The following is a 16,425-nucleotide window of genomic DNA, read 5'->3' on the forward strand; positions in this document are numbered from 1 at the left end:
AATTTTCATTTAAGAGATGAAAGTATTAATTTTGCAGACTTAATTTTAAAAGTTCTTACAAGGTGGTAAACAGAAGACACATCCGCGTTAAAGTCATGCAATCCATTTATGCTATGCATCAAAATGGTTCTGATAATTTAGAGAAAGAGGAAAAATTCCTTATGCATAGTATTGACGCCATTCAAGATTTATACCTTATCATGCTTTCTTCATTGATAGAGATTTGTAAAAAAGAAACTGTCTTTTTGCATCTTTCAAGCCAGAAACATCTGGCTACCAAAGAAGAACGCAATCCTAACGAAAAATTCATTAAAAACAGTATTTTTCAAATTCTTGCCGAAAATAATTCCCTTAGCATTGCTTTAGAAAACCGTTCGATCAACAATTGGACTTTAAATGATGATTACATTATTTTGTTGCTTAATGCTATAAAAGAGAGTGGACTGTATGCGAAATACATGAGCAATTCGGTAAATTCTTTTGAAGAGGATAAAGCTTTTATTGTTGATATTTTTTCGGATATTATTGTTCCAAATGAAAAATTATACGAATATCTTGAAGATGATAAGCTGACTTGGATTGATGATATTCCATTAGTAAATACACATATCATCAAGCAGCTGAAAGCAATAAAACAAGGAGAAGACGATAATTTTAGGGTTCCAAAACTATACAAAGACAACGAAGATAAGGCTTATGTGAAGGATTTGTTTAGAAAAACAGTTTTGAACGAACCTGAATTAGCTAAAGAATACATTGATAAGACGCCAAACTGGGACAGTGAACGTATTGCCGAAATTGATACGATTATCCTTAAAATGGCAATTTGTGAATTCTTGAAATTTCCTTCTATTCCTGTGAAAGTTACTTTGAATGAGTATTTGGAATTGGCCAAAGAATATTCAACTCCGAAGAGCAGCATTTTTATCAACGGAATATTGGATAATTTGGTAAAAGAATTGGAAACAAAGAAAAGAATTGTAAAAATTGGAAGAGGTTTGATGTAATAATTAAAAGCCAGTTTCACATTAAAAAATAAAATTAATTAACAAAAACTAAATTTAAAATTATGGGACAGATACAACAGTTTTTACCGTTCTTATTGATGTTTGTAGTCATTTATTTCTTTATGATCAGACCACAGCAAAAACGTGCTAAAAACGAAAGAGAATTCGAAGGGGCTTTAAAAGTTGGAGATAAAATAATTACCAAAAGCGGTATTCACGGGAAGATCTCAGAACTTGCCGATTCTACAGTAGTTATCGAAACAATGGCTGGAAAATTGAAAATGGAGCGTTCTTCAATTTCTATGGAATTGAGTGCAACTTTGAATAAAAAAGAGTAATCCGGAAAGTATAAAACTAAGAAATCCCAAATTCCGATTTAGCAATTGGAATTTGGGATTTTTTTATTGGTAAACGAATATTACTTTTTTTTACTCTTTTTGTTTTTTTTGGCTTTAGCCTTAGCTTTTTTCTCTTTGATTTTAGCTTTTAGCTTTGCTTTTTTAGCTTTTTCTTTTTTGGCCTTCTTAGCTTTTTTTGCTTTCTTCTTGGCTTTTTCTTTAGCCTTAGCTTTGGCTTTTTTCTCTTTTTCTTTTTCTTTCATTTTTGATTTATTTTTTTTCTTCTTTTTATCTTTTTGAGAAATTGCAGTTTCTGTTTTAATTTCTTCAATAGTTGTGTCTTTAACAACCCCAGTTGGAGGTGTGGTTACTTTGGTGCTGCTCGGACTTGATGTTTTGGCAGTAGCGGCTCTTGAAACAGCTGATTTTTCCGGAGCTGGTTTTGCAACAGCAGGTTTTGAAAGAACTGATTTAGTTGTGGCTGGTTTAACTGCAGTTGCTCTAGCTGTCCCAGGTTTTGGTGTTGCCTTGACAGCAGTTGTCTTTGGCACTTCTTGATTTTCGTTTTTTGGCACTTCTGGAGGCGTCACTTTGTCGGCAACAGCCTTTTCTTCTTCTTTTTTTTCTATCATAATTAGTGATTTTTAAGAATTATATAATTTTATATTGATGTTGAAATAGGAGGTTTTTCAGGAAAGTATTTCAATGTTAATAAAATGTTTAGCGGATATTAACAAATATAGCGAATAATTTAATGTTGCAATGTTAAGGTTTTACTGATTTTTGAAGGATTAAGAAATTGTGCAAAATGGGTAACTGCATCGTTTTGAATAAAAAAAATCCCAAATTCCGGTATTTTTGGAATTTGGGATTTTGTAAAAGGAATTTTAAATTCCTTCTTTACCTGTATTTATCATTTAGGCCAATATTGTCTAAAATCAAGGGTTTTATTTTTTCAATTCTCGAAAGTTTGGTTTCTTCCCGTTTGGCAGTTTCAATATATTCAATAAATTCTTTTTGTTTATAGGGAGTGAAATTAAAAAAAGCATTTTTTAGCAGAATATCGCTATTGAGTTCTTTTTGTAAAATATCTGGAACAGCAATGGTTTCCTTTGTTTTTTTTGTTTTGATAATTTTGCCCTCTTTTTCGTTTTCGATAGCTTCCTTAATATAGGTTAAAATCTCCTTTTCAATGATCTCTTCTTTTGATGTGAACCGCCATTGGCGCAATGATTTGGTAACTCCTTCGTTAGCATTAATCAAGTGTTTTTTGTCATCTTTGAGATAAGCTCCATTGAAAAACCAAAGTGAAAAAAAGTTTTTGAATCCACCAATCCCAACAATATTTTTGTTATCAAGTACATAGACACAGCCTCCCCATTTATTGGTTTCAACCAATGCAGTTTTGGATATAATAGTTTTTAAAATATCTAATTCAGCTTCCCAATGATTGATCATGTCCATACTGCACTGCTTTGAATTCTATTTTTTTAAATAATCACCTTTTGCGGTAAGTTCAGCAATTCGTATAATTACATCTACGGCTTTTTGCATGCTTTCTACAGGAACATACTCGTATTTCCCGTGAAAATTATGGCCTCCGGCAAATATATTTGGGCAAGGCAATCCTTTATATGATAACTGGCATCCGTCTGTTCCGCCTCTTATAGGTTTGATGATTGGTTTTATGCCAAGTTCCCGCATTGCGGTTTCAGCAATATTTACAATGTGTTTTACAGGAACTATCTTTTCTTTCATATTGTAATACTGATCGTTTACTTCGGCGATAACAATAGCTGATCCAAATTGCCTGGCAAATTTTTTGTTTATTTTTTTAGCTATTTTATGAATTAATTCTTTTCGTTTTTCAAATTTTGATTTGTTATGATCGCGGATAATCAATTCTAAAACTGTTTCCTCAATACTTCCAGATAAGTGGTGTACGTGAAAAAATCCTTGATATCCTCTGGTTTCCTGCGGAGTTTCGCCTTTTGGTAATTCATTGATAAAATCATTAGCAATAAGCATGGAATTGATCATTTTTCCTTTGGCATAACCTGGATGAACGCTTTTTCCTTTGAAAGTAATTTTTGCTCCCGCTGCGTTGAAATTTTCATATTCAAGTTCTCCTGCTTGACTCCCATCCATGGTGTAAGCCCATTCGGCTGCAAATTTTTCTACATCAAAATGATGCGCTCCACGGCCAATTTCTTCATCTGGAGTAAATCCAATTCTGATTTTTCCGTGTTTAATATCAGGATTTTTAACTAGAAATTCCATAGCAGTTACAATTTCTGTAATGCCTGCTTTGTCATCTGCTCCTAATAAGGTTGTGCCGTCTGTAGTGATTAATGTTTGTCCTTTGTATTGCAGTAAATCCTTGAAATAGGATGGAGATAAAATGATATTTTGTTCGGCGTTTAAAATGATGTCTTTACCGTCATAATTTGGAATAATTTGAGGCTTTACATTGGCGCCAGTAAAGTCAGGAGTTGTGTCAAAGTGTGATATAAATCCAATTGTAGGTACTTCATGATCAACATTACTGGGCAGAGTTGCCATGATGTAAGCTTTGTCATCGATAGTAACATCTTCCAGTCCAATGCTTTTTAGTTCTTCAACTAATTTATTGGCCAAATCCCATTGTTTAGCTGTACTGGGTGTTGTATGTGAGCTAGCATCCGATTCAGTGTCTATAGTGGCATAACTCACAAAGCGGTCGATTATATGTTGCATGGTATTTATTTTTTGGTAAAGATAGACATTTTTAAAAAAGAGCTGGTAAAGGGACTTTGTTGGATGGTATAAATAAAAAATCCGTTTTTCAACGGATTTTAGTTTAAGGGCGGTTAGTTAAAAATAGGTTAGGTTTTTATTTTGAGGTTAGGGGAATTAATTGGTTTTTGCTGCTTTTTCGGCAGCCATTTTTGCTTCAGCAGCGGCAGCTTTTTCTGCTTCTGCAGTTGCTTTAGCTATTTGCTCTTCTAGCATTGTTGATTTTTCTAACGCTAATTTGGCAGATTCTACTAATTTTTGATCAGCTTCTTCTTTTTCCTTTTTTAGTCTTGCAACATCTTTTGCTAATTTAATTTCTGCTTCTTTAGCAGCTTCAGCTTCTTTTTTAAATGCCGCTATTTTTTCTTTGGAAATTTTTTCAGATTCTTCAGCAGCTTTTTTATCAGCTTCGGCTAGTGCTTTAGCAGTAATAGCAGCTTCTTTTGCCGTTTTGTTTGCTGCATCTTTGGCAGCTTCAGCAGCTTTTTTGTCAGCTTCGGCTTGAGCTTTGTCAGCAATAGCTTTTTCTTTAGCCGCTTTTTCGGCAGCTTCTTTTGCTTCAGCAGCAGCTTTCGCCTCGGCAGCTTTTGCTTGACTGTTTGCTTTTTCGGCAGCTTTTTGCGCTTCTTCAGCTGTTTTTTTATCAGCTTCGGCTTTGATTTTGGCTGCTTTTTTATCAGCTTCCAGTTGGGCTAAATACGCTTTTTCCTGATTCTTTAAATCCTGCATTTGTTTTTTAAAATCAGGAGCTTTTGTTGTGGCTGCATCAGGTGCAGTTGTTGTGGGAGTGGTTTCAGTACCTGCTGTTTCAATTTTGGTTTCTTGGGCGAAGAAAGTTTGTGTAAATACAAGCAGTATAATGCTAAAAGGTAATTTTAGATTCATAGATTTAGTGGTATTTGGTTGAGTTTTAAGTTGATTTAGGATGAACAAATATAACTTTTTTTTTAAATTTTAATTTTTTTTCAAATGAAATATTTTAATTTTTTGTTAAAGTTGGGTTTAAATTTCTTTTATGTGAGAATTTAATTTAGAAGTCTTACATTTTTATATAGTGATTTTTCTGTTTTTTTAGTTGCAGAATGTTGCAGAATGTTGCAGAATGTTGCAGAATGTTGCAGAATGTGTGTATTATGTAAAAAGGTTGATAGGCTTGCATAAAAAAATCTGCCTGTGACAGCAGATTTTTAAATATATTGAATTAAAATTTATTCTCCTTTTTTATTGGTTCCTTTACTTTTTATCGGTATCCATTAATTCCATAAGTTTTAGACCTAATAAGCCGCTCATGGATCCGTCTGTTCCGTTGCTTCCGGAGATAAGAACGTCAGGAATAACTTTGATTTTTCCTTTTCCTATTTCTTCGGTGATTTTGTATTTTGTAAAGTTGTCGCCACCCATTGCAGAAACTTGAAGTTGATACGCTTCGGCTGTTGATTTACCGATTGCCATAATTTTTTCGGCTTCGGCAAGACCTGTTTTGGAGATTCTTTCGGCTTCGGCACTGGCTGTCAGTTTGGTTGCTTCAGCTTGTGCGCCTGCTCTCATTTTTGTAGCTTCGGCTTCAGCATTTACATTTAATTTTAAACTTGTAGCATCCCCTTCGGCTTTTTTGACTGTAGCATCGGCAGTTCGCTGTGCAATTTCAACACTTTGCGAAGCCTTTACAATTTCTTTTTGCATATCGGCAATGGCAGTTTCCTTTTCCATTCCTTGGCGTTGTTCCTGTGCCATTTTTTGAGTCTGATACGTTTTTTGTTCTTCTTCGGCAATTTTTCTATCAGTCAATGTCTTCATCAATGATTCTGGTGGAACAATATCTCCTATTAAAGTGTCAACTGCATTGACATTGTATTCGTCCAAAACAACTTTGATATGATTTTTGGCCGATTCCTGTCTTTCTTTTCTAGTCGAAAGGAATGAAATCACGTCACTTTCCTGAGCGGAGTTTCTAAAATAATTTCCGATGGTAGGTTCCAAAACTTGGGAAACCAAATTATTCATGCTTCCAAAACGTGCAATAACTTTTGGTGCTTCGTTCGCAGGTACGTGAATGATTTGTGATACATCGAGGTTAAAAGGGAAACCATCTTTTGAACGAACCGTAATTGTTGAAAGATTTTGATCTAAGTTATGGGATTCACTTCTGGCATCAGCCCAATTCAATACCAAGTTGGTGGTTGGTACGGGTTCTAGCTTGGTAGTATATTTGTTAAGAGCATATTTTCCGGGACCAAAAGGTTCCATCCAAACACCTCGCTGTCCTTTTGAAACAATATTTCCGTGTTTGAAAGTGTCGCCCGTTACATCTTGTCCGTCCTCGCCAATATAAGAAATCACGACGCCAACGTAACCAATAGGCACATCAGTCATTGGAGTTTGTTCAATTTGAACTGCCCAAGAGTTGATATAATAGGAACCTGCAAGCATGACTTGAGGCTGTAAACCTCTATTTCCTCCATTTTTTAGGAATAGGTCAAAATCCTGAAAGTTATTGTGGCCATCTACAAATTTACCGGCAATTTGCCCAATAGGGATTGGTTCACCGTCCATGGCGGTTACAATTCCTACCATATTTTCAGAAATGACTACTTGAGGGGAAATGATTACTTCGAATAAATGAGTGTTGATACGATAAGATCCTGTAGTAACAAAAGCAGATTGTCTTCCTTTTTGACCTCCATTATCAAGAAACATTGTTGCATCCTGAAAATTATCAGAGCTTACTTTTTGGGCAAGAATACGGCCTGTTGGGATTTCGGCACCGTCTTTACTCAATAATAAACCTATGTTTCCTTCTGGAATTATGGTAAATGAAGCCATGTCTATGGCAAATTGCCAAGGCCACATAGCCCAATACAATCCGGGAGCAAGTGTTTTGGCCTGATATCCGGCTTCACCTTTGGTGGCAATTATTCGGCCATCCGGTAACGATTTTTCAGAACCAAAAAGAACGAATTTTTTGGTGACTAATCCAATTTTGTTTTCTGGAACGATGACCATTCCAAAAAATACGCGTAAAACAAATTTGTAAAAAAGAATGGATAAAACAATTAAGAATATCCACCAATTGGCAAGAAAAAATGACATATAGGTTGGGGTTTAGATTACAAACATAATTTATTTTTCTTGTAATCTGATTCTTGTTTGGAATTATTTTCCAACTTTTTACCTATTAAATTTTGAATGTATTTTTTAAGTTTTTTATCGAAATACGATATGAATTTATATTATTGTTAAGTAGAATTTATTGTCTAATTTGCAGTTAATAAGGAATAGATATATGGCATTATTTAATCGATTGAATTTAAAAGCAAAATCTCTTGTCAATACAGGATTTGGAACCAGCGCATCCAGTTATGGCGGCCGTTTTATTAATAAAGATGGCTCAGTAAACTCAGTGAAAAAAGGGGTTGGTTTCCTAGATAAAATCAGTTGGTATCATACCATGCTGGATATGTCTTCCTGGAAATTTCTTTCGATCCTTTTGCTGTTTTATATCACGATTAATTTTGTGTTTGCGTTACTCTATTTTGGGATCGGGATTGAGCATCTCAATGGGATTCAGACTACAGATGATGAATGGGTGCAGTTTGGGCAGGCTTATTTTTTTAGTGCCCAAACATTTACTACAGTTGGGTATGGACATATTAGCCCGACAGGTTTTTATACGAGTGCTTTGTCTTCTGCCGAAGCCTTAATGGGATTGCTGAGTTTTGCTATTGCTACGGGGTTGTTTTTTGGGAGATTCAGTAAGCCTTCTATTTTTCTTAAATTTTCCCAGCATGCTATCATTGCTCCCTTTGGTGGTGGAAAAGCATTAATGTTTAGGCTCGCACCTTATAAAAACACAAATTATATTGATGCCGAAGTTAATGTGACGCTTGGAATGAAAATTGAGGAGAATGGAGTTATGACTAATAAGTTTTACACTCTTGATTTAGAGTACCAAAAAATAAATTCACTGGCGTTGAGCTGGACATTGGTGCATCCTATAACAACCGAAAGTCCTTTATATGGATTGGAAGCTTCTGATTATGCTTCGATATCAGGTGAAATTATAGTGATTGTCAAAACATTTGACGATATGTTCAGTACTACAGTTGCGACACGGACTTCATATGTTTTTGAAGAAGTGGTCTATGGCGCAAAATTCAAGCCGATGTATTCCCAAAGTGAAAATCATCGAAGTACTGTTTTGGATTTGGGCTTATTAAATGTTTTTGATAAAGTTGTTATAGATTAGTTTGCAGTTTTTCTTTTAAAATGAGAACTCCTTCCGAAGCGATGCTAGGAATTACTTCAAGAGGATTTCTAAGGTTCGGAATTTTTATGGGTTTTGGGTCGATATAATAAATTGGCGTATTTTTTGGTGTAAAATCAATTAAGCCTGCTGCTGGATAAACCTGAAGCGAAGTACCGATAACAGCAAAATAATCGGCTTGTTCTGTTATTGTAATGGCTTCTTCCAAGGCAGGAACTTGCTCACCGAACCAAACAATATGGGGGCGAAGCTGATTTCCTTGCTGGTCAGCATCACCAAAATTTAAATCGTCTTGCCAATCTAAAATATAGTTTTCGTTTTTGGAACTTCGCACTTTTAATAATTGGCCATGTAAATGCGTGATTTTTGAACTTCCGGCTCTTTCGTGCAAATCATCTACATTTTGTGTAATGATGTAAACATCAAAATCATTTTCTAATTCGGCTAAAATTTGATGCCCTAAATTAGGTTTGACTTCTTTTAGCTGTTGACGTCTTTGGTTGTAAAAATTAAGTACCAATGATGGGTTTTTGTGCCAGCCTTCGGGAGTAGCAACATCCATTACGTTATGTCCTTCCCATAATCCGTCGCTGTCGCGAAATGTTTTAATACCGCTTTCGGCACTGATTCCTGCGCCAGTAAGAACTACTAGTTTCTTTTTCATTTTTATAAAGTATTGAGAGGGTGTAATATATAAGTTTAAAAAATTAAAAGTTTAAGGGTTTAAATGTTTAAGAGTTTAAAATAAGTTTGGCTTAAATATACTTATATGATTTATATGTTTCAATTTTTTTTAGATCGTTAGTCTGGATTATAAAACTACTCTTTTTTAGTATTTTTGCCAAAAAAACAATGCATAATGATTGATACGGATTATCTGGATTTTTTAGAAAATATTTTAACTGACAACCGAAAAGAAAAATTTTTGAAGGTTTTGAAAGACAGAACCAAGCATTTTACGATTGCTGTAGAAGATGTTTTTCAGATGCATAATGCGAGTGCGGTAATGCGCAGTTGTGAGGTTTTTGGAATTCAGGAACTGCATGTTATTGAGGAACGTTATGGTAAACGAATCGATAAAGAAATCGCGATGGGTGCTCAAAAATGGGTTGATATTTCGACTTATGACAGCGTTACTAATTGTATTGATACTTTGAAAAATAAGGGATACCAAATTATTGCTACTACGCCTCATGAGAATGATTGTTTGCTGGAGGATTTTGATATTTCTAAACCCAGCGCATTGTTTTTTGGAACTGAAAGAGATGGATTGTCAGAAGAGATTCTTCGCAGAGCTGATGGTTTTCTTAAAATTCCGATGGTGGGTTTTACGGAGAGTTTGAATATCTCAGTTTCGGCGGCGATAATTATTCAGAACCTAACAAATCGTTTACGCAATTCGGATATTGCTTGGCAATTGACGGATGATGAGATTCTGGAGAAAAGACTGGACTGGGCTAAAAAGTCGATTAAGGATATAAAGAGGATTGAATCGAGGTATTATGAGGAAAATCCAAAAATATAAAATCGAATATCAATTTCAATTGCAAATTTCAAATGGTTACGCATTTTCTCGATCGATCGAGTCTAAAATTTAAGTTTCAAAGCTTAGAGGAATTATTTTTAATTAGATTTTTGTTGATATTGTCATTGAAATTGATATTTTGAAGGTATCGTGATGTACGTGAGGGATAGAAGCTAGCTACCGAAGTAGCGCGGATAGCCCGACACCATAAAGAAAAGGGACTGACTCACCGTTGTGATGAGTTGGTCCCTTTTCTTTATGGTGGCACGCCCAAATGATTTGAAATTAGGTAACGACTGCTATTTTTTCTTCAGGATTTTGTATTGTTCGTAGCATCCGCTTATGGCGTCCATGATTTGAAGGTCATTGGCAGATTTTATGAAAGCTTCTGAATAACTGCAGCGGTTTAAGATCTCGGCAATTTCGTCTTGTGAAACTCCCAGGAGTAATGATATGGTTTCCCGGTCATATTTTGTTTCCAATAGCTTTCTAACGGTATCATCTTTTCGCATTTCTCGGAGTTTTTTGAGCTGCTGGGGTCTTTTTCCGAAGAAATTATAGAGCATGTCTGCCGGATTAAAAATAGATCCCAATACTTTTCCAAAGGCTTCGGGGGCGTATTGTCCAGCTTCATAACCTTGGCCTAAGCCAGAGATGCTGTAGCGGTAATCCTCTTTTATCGGGATTAATTTGGCGTCAATTTCAAGATAGCCTGTTAGGTAATATGGGCTGATAACTACTTCGTTTAATGGAATTGCTTTTTGGGTAAGCTGGATTGTAGTTGTTTTGTTTTTTATCCAGTCATTGGTAACACGAACACGCAATGATTCGAAGCCTAGAAGAGTTATGTGTAAAGTATCGCTTTGGGTTACTGCAAGTTCAAAATGCCCTTTATTGTCTGTTGTGGTTCCAGTTACCTGATTGATATTAATGATATTAACATTGGCTAAAGGAGTACCGGTATTATCGGTGATGATAGTGCCAGATATTTTTTGAGGAATTTCAGTGGTTTGGGCAACTGAATTTAAAGAGGCAACAAAGAATAAAAAAAGTATAAAATATTTCATAAACTGATTTAAAGCTTTAAAAGTACTAAAAGGACATTAAATATTTTCTTGTTCGATTATAATTATAAGAAAATTAACAATCTGGAATTTTTATGCCATTTTGGGTTAGGACTTTATATATTCTAAATAGTTTAATGGCTTGTCAAAAAAACGATGTTTTTATTTAAAGGCTTTTGCCAAATAAAAATAAATAGATATTTTTTCAATTTGGTATTTTTGATAATACTGGCATAATATAAAAAAAAATCTCCCGAATTGTTAGGGAGATTTATATTGAAACTGCTAATTTTATTAGTCTCTTCTTGGTCTTTTTGGTCTTGATGAATCACCAAAACTTTCAGAACGTCTTGGCGCTCTTTCTGAAGAACCTTCTCTCGAAGCTCTGTCAGATGAAAAACCGCCTTCTCTTCTTGGAGCAGATGAACTTCTTTCAGATCTGAAGCCTCCTTCTCTAGGAGCTGAACCTCTGTCGCTTCTAAAACCGCCTTCTCTTCTTGGAGCAAAACTGCCTTCTCTTCTTGGAGCAGAGCTTCTTCCGCCAAATCCGCCAGAATTTCTTCCGTTGTGATCGCGTCTTCCGCCACCGTCATTTTTAGAGATTTCAACATTGATACGGCGTCCTTCTAATTGTACGTTGTTCAATATTTCCATTACCTTATCAGTATGTTCCGGATCAGTGTTAAAGAAAGAGAAACCTTCTTTTACATCTACTTTGAAAACGTCATCACGACCTAAGTCTAATGTTTCTTTTAAGTAGTCTTTTAATGACATCCAGTCGAAATTGTCTCTTGAACCAATGTTTACAAAGTATCTTGTAGCACCGCTATTGTTGTTTTCTCTTGGCTCTCTGTCATCACGGTCACGTCTTTCAGAACCTGAAGACTGATTAGAGATGTCTCTGTTTTTTTTGTAGTAGTTGATAAAACGGTTGAATTCTACCGATACCATTTTCTTGATCAATTCTTCTTTAGTCAAACCTTCTAATACATTATTGATAGCTGGTAAGTAGTTGTCAATTTCGTGATCAACTTCAGTATCTTTAATCTTAGTTGCTAAGTGCAGTAATTGGATTTCGCAGATTTCAATTCCGGAAGGGATTGTTTTTTCTTCAAATTTTTGTTTGATGATTCTTTCGATAGAAGAAATCTTGCGTAATTCACTTTTAGTTACAATTACGATAGAAGTACCCAATTTACCGGCACGACCAGTACGGCCAGAACGGTGATTGTACGTTTCGATTTCGTCAGGTAATTGGTAATTAACTACGTGAGTTACATTGTCAACGTCAATTCCACGAGCAGCTACGTCAGTTGCAACTAGCATTTGGATTTGTCTTCCTCTAAAAGATTTCATTACACCGTCACGCTGTGCTTGAGATAAATCTCCGTGCAATGCAGCGGCGCTGTACCCGTCTTCGATTAATTTCTCGGCAACTGCTTGTGTGTCACGTTTTGTTCTGCAGAAAACTACAGAGAAAATATCTGGATTAGCGTCGGCTAATCTTTTCAAAGCTTCGTAACGGTCACGTGCATTTACTAAGTAAAATTCGTGTGATACGGTAGCTGAACCAGAGTTTTTAGTACCTACAGTAATTTCGATAGGCTCAGTCATGAATTGTTTTCCAATTCGTGCCACTTCAGCAGGCATAGTTGCAGAAAACAACCATGTGCTTTTTTCATCTGGCGTAGTAGAAAGGATGTTTACGATATCTTCGTAGAAACCCATGTTCAACATTTCGTCTGCTTCGTCAAGGATACAATAGTTAATTTGAGAGATGTTTACCAATCCTCTGTTAATCATATCCTGCATTCTGCCCGGAGTCGCTACTATAATTTGTGCGCCTCTTTTAATGTCTCTCGCTTGTTCTGTAATGCTAGCCCCGCCGTAAACTGCTACCACATTAATACCTTTTTCGTATTTAGAGTAGTTTTTAAGCTCGTTGGTAATCTGCAAACACAATTCACGTGTTGGAGATAAAATCAATGCTTGCGTATTTCTGTTGTTGGCATCAATTTTCTGAATGACTGGAAATCCAAATGCTGCTGTTTTCCCTGTCCCTGTCTGAGCCAACGCAACTAAATCTGTGTCTTTTTCCAATAATAGGGGAATCGCTTTCTCCTGTACTTCGGTCGGATTCTCAAATCCTAGATCTAAAATCGCCTTCAGTAACGATTCACTCAATCCTAATTGTTCAAATTTATTCATATATATTTTTAAAATAGGGTGCAAAATTACTGTTTATAATCCATAAAAACTAATGCAATTTTAAGAATTAGGTTTTTATTATGTTTTGAAAATCAATTTGTTATGATTTTAATTTCGCTTTTTAATTTTTTAAATTAATTTTTGATGTGAAATTATGTCATGAATTTAGTGTTTTTGTTAAAAAAAAGAATATAAAACTGTTTATGAGGCACATCCGTTTTTTTGTGTTTTACAAAAATGTTTTTGGGACTGTCAAGAATCTGCATTTTATTCTTAATTATGTATGCATATGACTGTTTTTTATCATTTCTTTAAGAATGATATTTTTAATTTGCTCTGTAGTTTCAATATTGATTTATTAATTTTGCTTAAAAATTATTTGATTATGCAAACAGCCTCTTTTTCGGGTTTTATAGAAATGCTATTTTTTATGATAGCGTTCTATTATATTTTTAAATTTTTGGCTCGATTGTTTTTGCCTTTAGTAGTAAAAAAGGTAGTGGAGAAAGCGGGGCAAAATTTTCAACAGCAGCAACAACAATATCAGCAGCAGTCTTCTTGGCGAAAAACGCCTAATAATGACGAGATTATAATCGATACAGCCAATAGTAAAAATCCTCGCGAAACCAAAAAAGTAGGGGATTATGTTGATTATGAAGAAATAGATTAGCTATTTTTTACTTGAAAAAATATAAACCTCAAATTTCATTTGGGGTTTATGATGTAAAATAATGTGCTAACGCTAAAAATCAAAACCAATCTAGTATATTTGAGATTGAAAAAAATCTTAAAAATCCAAAATCTTAATAATATATAATGAAGCAACTTCAAAAGTTCTTTCCGCACGCACTAGCCATTCTTGGTTTTGTTCTCGTCTCTACACTATATTTCTTTCCTGTTTTACAGGGAAAACAAATTTTTCAATCGGACATAGCTCAATATACGGGTATGGCCAAGGAACAAAATGATTTTAGAGCAACCCATCATGAAGAACCGTATTGGACAAATTCAGCTTTTGGAGGAATGCCTACCTATCAATTGGGGGCGAAATATCCTCATGATTATGTAGGGGCTATTGATGATGTATTGCGTTTTTTACCGCGTCCGGCTGATTATTTGTTTTTGTACTTTTTGAGTTTTTACATTTTAATGCTCGTTTTAAAAGCCGATCCGCTAAAGGCTTTCTTCGGTGCAATTGCTTTTGGTTTCTCTACCTATTTAATTATTATACTAGGAGTAGGGCATAATGCCAAGGCACATGCAATTGCTTATATGCCAATGGTAGTTGCAGGTTTTATAATGGTTTTTCAGAGGAAATATATTTTGGGAGGTTTGCTTACTATGTTTGCGGTAGCATTGGAAGTCAATGCCAATCACTTTCAAATGACCTTTTACTTATTGATATTGCTGTTGATTCTTTCGGGATATTTTATTTATGAAGGAATCAAATCAAAAGAATACAAACCGCTTTTAATTTCTGTAGGAACGCTTTTTGGTGCGGGAATAATTGCAATCGGTTCTAATGCGGGTAATTTATTAGCAACGGTTGAATATGCTAATTTTAGTATTAGAGGAAAGAGTGATTTAACGTTTAATCCCGACGGTTCCAAAAGTACTTCAGATGGAGCGATGACTAGAGATTACATAACGGAGTACAGCTATGGAATTGCCGAAAGCTTTAATCTTATTGTTCCGAGATTATTTGGAGGTTCCAATAATGAAAAGGTTGGGACAGACAGCAGTATGTTTGAGTTTATGATTTCACAAGGTGTGCCAGAAGCTCAAGCTACAGATTTTGTTTCGGCTATGCCAACATATTGGGGAGACCAGCCTATAGTGTCTGCTCCAGCATATATAGGTGCAGTAGTTTTCTTTTTAGGAATTTTGGCGTTATTTACAGATGGAAGAAAAATTAAATATGCTTTCTTAGGAGGAGCATTCGTGTCATTAATTCTTTCATGGGGGAAAAACTTCCCTGCATTAACGGATTTTTGTATCGACCATATTCCAATGTATAATAAGTTTAGAGCTGTTTCTTCCATTCAAGTGATTCTGGAATTGTGTTTTCCAGTATTGGCTATTATGGGTTTGCAGTCTTTCTTTAAATTAGAAAAAGAAAAACAATTAAAACCATTATTGCAGTCAGGAGCTGTTGGTTTAGGAGTAGTTTTGGTTTTGTTTTTATCTAAAAGTTTATTTAATTTTTCAGCGGCCAATGACAGTTATTTTCTTCAAAATTATGGACCAAGTTTTGTAGATGCCTTAGTTGCTGATAGAAAATCATTGTATAGTGCAGATTTGTTACGCTCCGGATTTTTTATTCTGATAGCGGCAGGGACTTTATGGTTATTTATTAAAAACAAATTAGCCCAGAATACGGCTATCATTTTGGTCGGTTTATTTATGGTTGCCGATTTGTTTTTTGTAGATAAAAATTATGTATCCAATAAAGATTTTATAAATGCTAGGGATGTTGAAGTTCCATTTCAAGAAACTCCAACAGATGCGAAGATTCTGGAAGATCCTACTAATTATCGTGTGTTTGATGTTCAAGGGCTGATGCAGGGGAGAACCTCTTATTTTCATAAAGCTATTGGTGGATATAGTGCTGTCAGGCCAAAACGTATTCAGCAATTGTTTGATTATCAAATTGCCAAAAACAATATGGAAATTCTTAACATGCTGAATGTAAAATACGTAATACAAACAGATAAGGAAGGAAAAGAATCTCCAATTATAAATCCAGACGTTAATGGGAATGCTTGGTTTGTTAATAAAGTGCAATTTGTGAAAAATGCAGATGGAGAAATGAAGGCTTTAGATAAGTTTAATTCTAAAGAAACAGCTGTGATTAATGAAAATGAGTTTGCTGCGATTAAAGGTAAGGCATTCGCCAAAGACAGTTCGGCTGTTATAACTTTAGATTCGTATCAGCCTAATGATTTAAAATATACTTCAGTTAATTCGAAAGAAGGTTTAGCTGTTTTTTCTGAAATGTATTATGAAAAAGGCTGGATTGCACTTATTGATGGTAAAGAGACTCCCATTATGAGAGCTGATTATACATTAAGAGCTATCGTAGTTCCAGCAGGAAAGCATAGCATTGAGTTTAAGTTTGATCCTCAAGTTGTAAAAACAGGAGGTACAATTACATTAGTTAGCTGTATTGGAATGTTGTTTCTTTTAGCAGGAGGATTGTATGTTGAGAGAAAGAAAGCTGCAGCAAATAAAGAGACATTGTAGA

Annotated in this window: 14 protein-coding genes; 6 read left to right on the forward strand and 8 right to left on the reverse strand. The window is 35.0% G+C overall.

Features of this window, described 5'->3' with window-relative positions; genetic code table 11:
• Positions 1–95: 95 nt before the first annotated feature.
• Entirely contained in the window at positions 96–1,007 is a 912-nt protein-coding gene (gene nusB / locus AC1DVP_RS00450) for a transcription antitermination factor NusB (protein WP_477181584.1), read from the forward strand.
• A 62-nt stretch (positions 1,008–1,069) separates the two neighbouring features.
• The gene (yajC, locus tag AC1DVP_RS00455; protein ID WP_477181585.1) at positions 1,070–1,345 is read left to right on the forward strand and encodes a preprotein translocase subunit YajC; all 276 of its coding nucleotides are present in this window, start codon (positions 1,070–1,072) and stop codon (positions 1,343–1,345) included.
• Between the two features lie 80 nt (positions 1,346–1,425).
• Here the strand turns inward: yajC and AC1DVP_RS00460 are convergent, their stop codons facing one another.
• The 5 genes from AC1DVP_RS00460 to AC1DVP_RS00480 all read right to left on the reverse strand — a co-directional run bounded on the left by AC1DVP_RS00460 (position 1,426) and on the right by AC1DVP_RS00480 (position 7,210).
• Positions 1,426–1,977, reverse strand: coding sequence for a hypothetical protein (locus tag AC1DVP_RS00460; RefSeq protein ID WP_477181586.1), 552 nt, complete (start codon positions 1,975–1,977; stop codon positions 1,426–1,428).
• Positions 1,978–2,245: 268 nt separating this feature from the next.
• Positions 2,246–2,809 carry a YdeI/OmpD-associated family protein gene (locus tag AC1DVP_RS00465; protein ID WP_477181587.1) on the reverse strand — a complete coding sequence of 188 codons (564 nt, stop codon included), beginning with the start codon at positions 2,807–2,809 and terminating at the stop codon, positions 2,246–2,248.
• Between the two features lie 18 nt (positions 2,810–2,827).
• Positions 2,828–4,081 (reverse strand): peptidase T, encoded by a 1,254-nt coding sequence (pepT, locus tag AC1DVP_RS00470; RefSeq protein ID WP_477181588.1) that lies wholly within the window; start codon positions 4,079–4,081, stop codon positions 2,828–2,830.
• 156 nt (positions 4,082–4,237) lie between these two features.
• The gene (locus AC1DVP_RS00475) at positions 4,238–5,005 is read right to left on the reverse strand and encodes a hypothetical protein (RefSeq protein WP_477181589.1); all 768 of its coding nucleotides are present in this window, start codon (positions 5,003–5,005) and stop codon (positions 4,238–4,240) included.
• Between the two features lie 348 nt (positions 5,006–5,353).
• A complete protein-coding gene (locus tag AC1DVP_RS00480; RefSeq protein ID WP_477181590.1) occupies positions 5,354–7,210 on the reverse strand; it encodes an SPFH domain-containing protein in 1,857 nt (618 codons plus the stop codon).
• Between the two features lie 193 nt (positions 7,211–7,403).
• Here AC1DVP_RS00480 and AC1DVP_RS00485 point away from each other — a divergent pair, with 193 nt between their 5' ends.
• Positions 7,404–8,366 carry an ion channel gene (locus AC1DVP_RS00485; protein ID WP_477181591.1) on the forward strand — a complete coding sequence of 321 codons (963 nt, stop codon included), beginning with the start codon at positions 7,404–7,406 and terminating at the stop codon, positions 8,364–8,366.
• Here the strand turns inward: AC1DVP_RS00485 and AC1DVP_RS00490 are convergent.
• A complete protein-coding gene (locus tag AC1DVP_RS00490; RefSeq protein WP_477181592.1) occupies positions 8,356–9,048 on the reverse strand; it encodes an SIR2 family NAD-dependent protein deacylase in 693 nt (230 codons plus the stop codon). The two genes, AC1DVP_RS00485 and AC1DVP_RS00490, sit on opposite strands and share 11 nt — an antisense overlap.
• A 195-nt stretch (positions 9,049–9,243) precedes the next feature.
• On the opposite strand from AC1DVP_RS00490, the gene AC1DVP_RS00495 reads away from it, so the two are divergent.
• The gene (locus AC1DVP_RS00495) at positions 9,244–9,909 is read left to right on the forward strand and encodes a TrmH family RNA methyltransferase (RefSeq protein WP_477181593.1); all 666 of its coding nucleotides are present in this window, start codon (positions 9,244–9,246) and stop codon (positions 9,907–9,909) included.
• A gap of 299 nt (positions 9,910–10,208) precedes the next feature.
• Here AC1DVP_RS00495 and AC1DVP_RS00500 read toward each other — a convergent pair whose 3' ends face one another.
• Together AC1DVP_RS00500 and AC1DVP_RS00505 are read right to left on the reverse strand one after the other, a co-directional pair.
• Positions 10,209–10,976, reverse strand: coding sequence for a carboxypeptidase-like regulatory domain-containing protein (locus AC1DVP_RS00500; protein WP_477181594.1), 768 nt, complete (start codon positions 10,974–10,976; stop codon positions 10,209–10,211).
• Between the two features lie 291 nt (positions 10,977–11,267).
• Positions 11,268–13,181 (reverse strand): DEAD/DEAH box helicase, encoded by a 1,914-nt coding sequence (locus tag AC1DVP_RS00505; RefSeq protein ID WP_477181595.1) that lies wholly within the window; start codon positions 13,179–13,181, stop codon positions 11,268–11,270.
• Between the two features lie 385 nt (positions 13,182–13,566).
• On the opposite strand from AC1DVP_RS00505, the gene AC1DVP_RS00510 reads away from it, so the two are divergent.
• Both AC1DVP_RS00510 and AC1DVP_RS00515 read left to right on the forward strand, forming a co-directional pair.
• Positions 13,567–13,851, forward strand: coding sequence for a DUF4834 family protein (locus AC1DVP_RS00510; protein WP_477181596.1), 285 nt, complete (start codon positions 13,567–13,569; stop codon positions 13,849–13,851).
• Between the two features lie 146 nt (positions 13,852–13,997).
• Complete coding sequence (locus AC1DVP_RS00515) at positions 13,998–16,424, forward strand: YfhO family protein (RefSeq protein WP_477181597.1); 2,427 nt, start codon at positions 13,998–14,000, stop codon at positions 16,422–16,424.
• Position 16,425: the final 1 nt, after the last annotated feature.

The sequence above is a fragment of the Flavobacterium sp. P3_A6 genome (assembly GCF_056403035.1).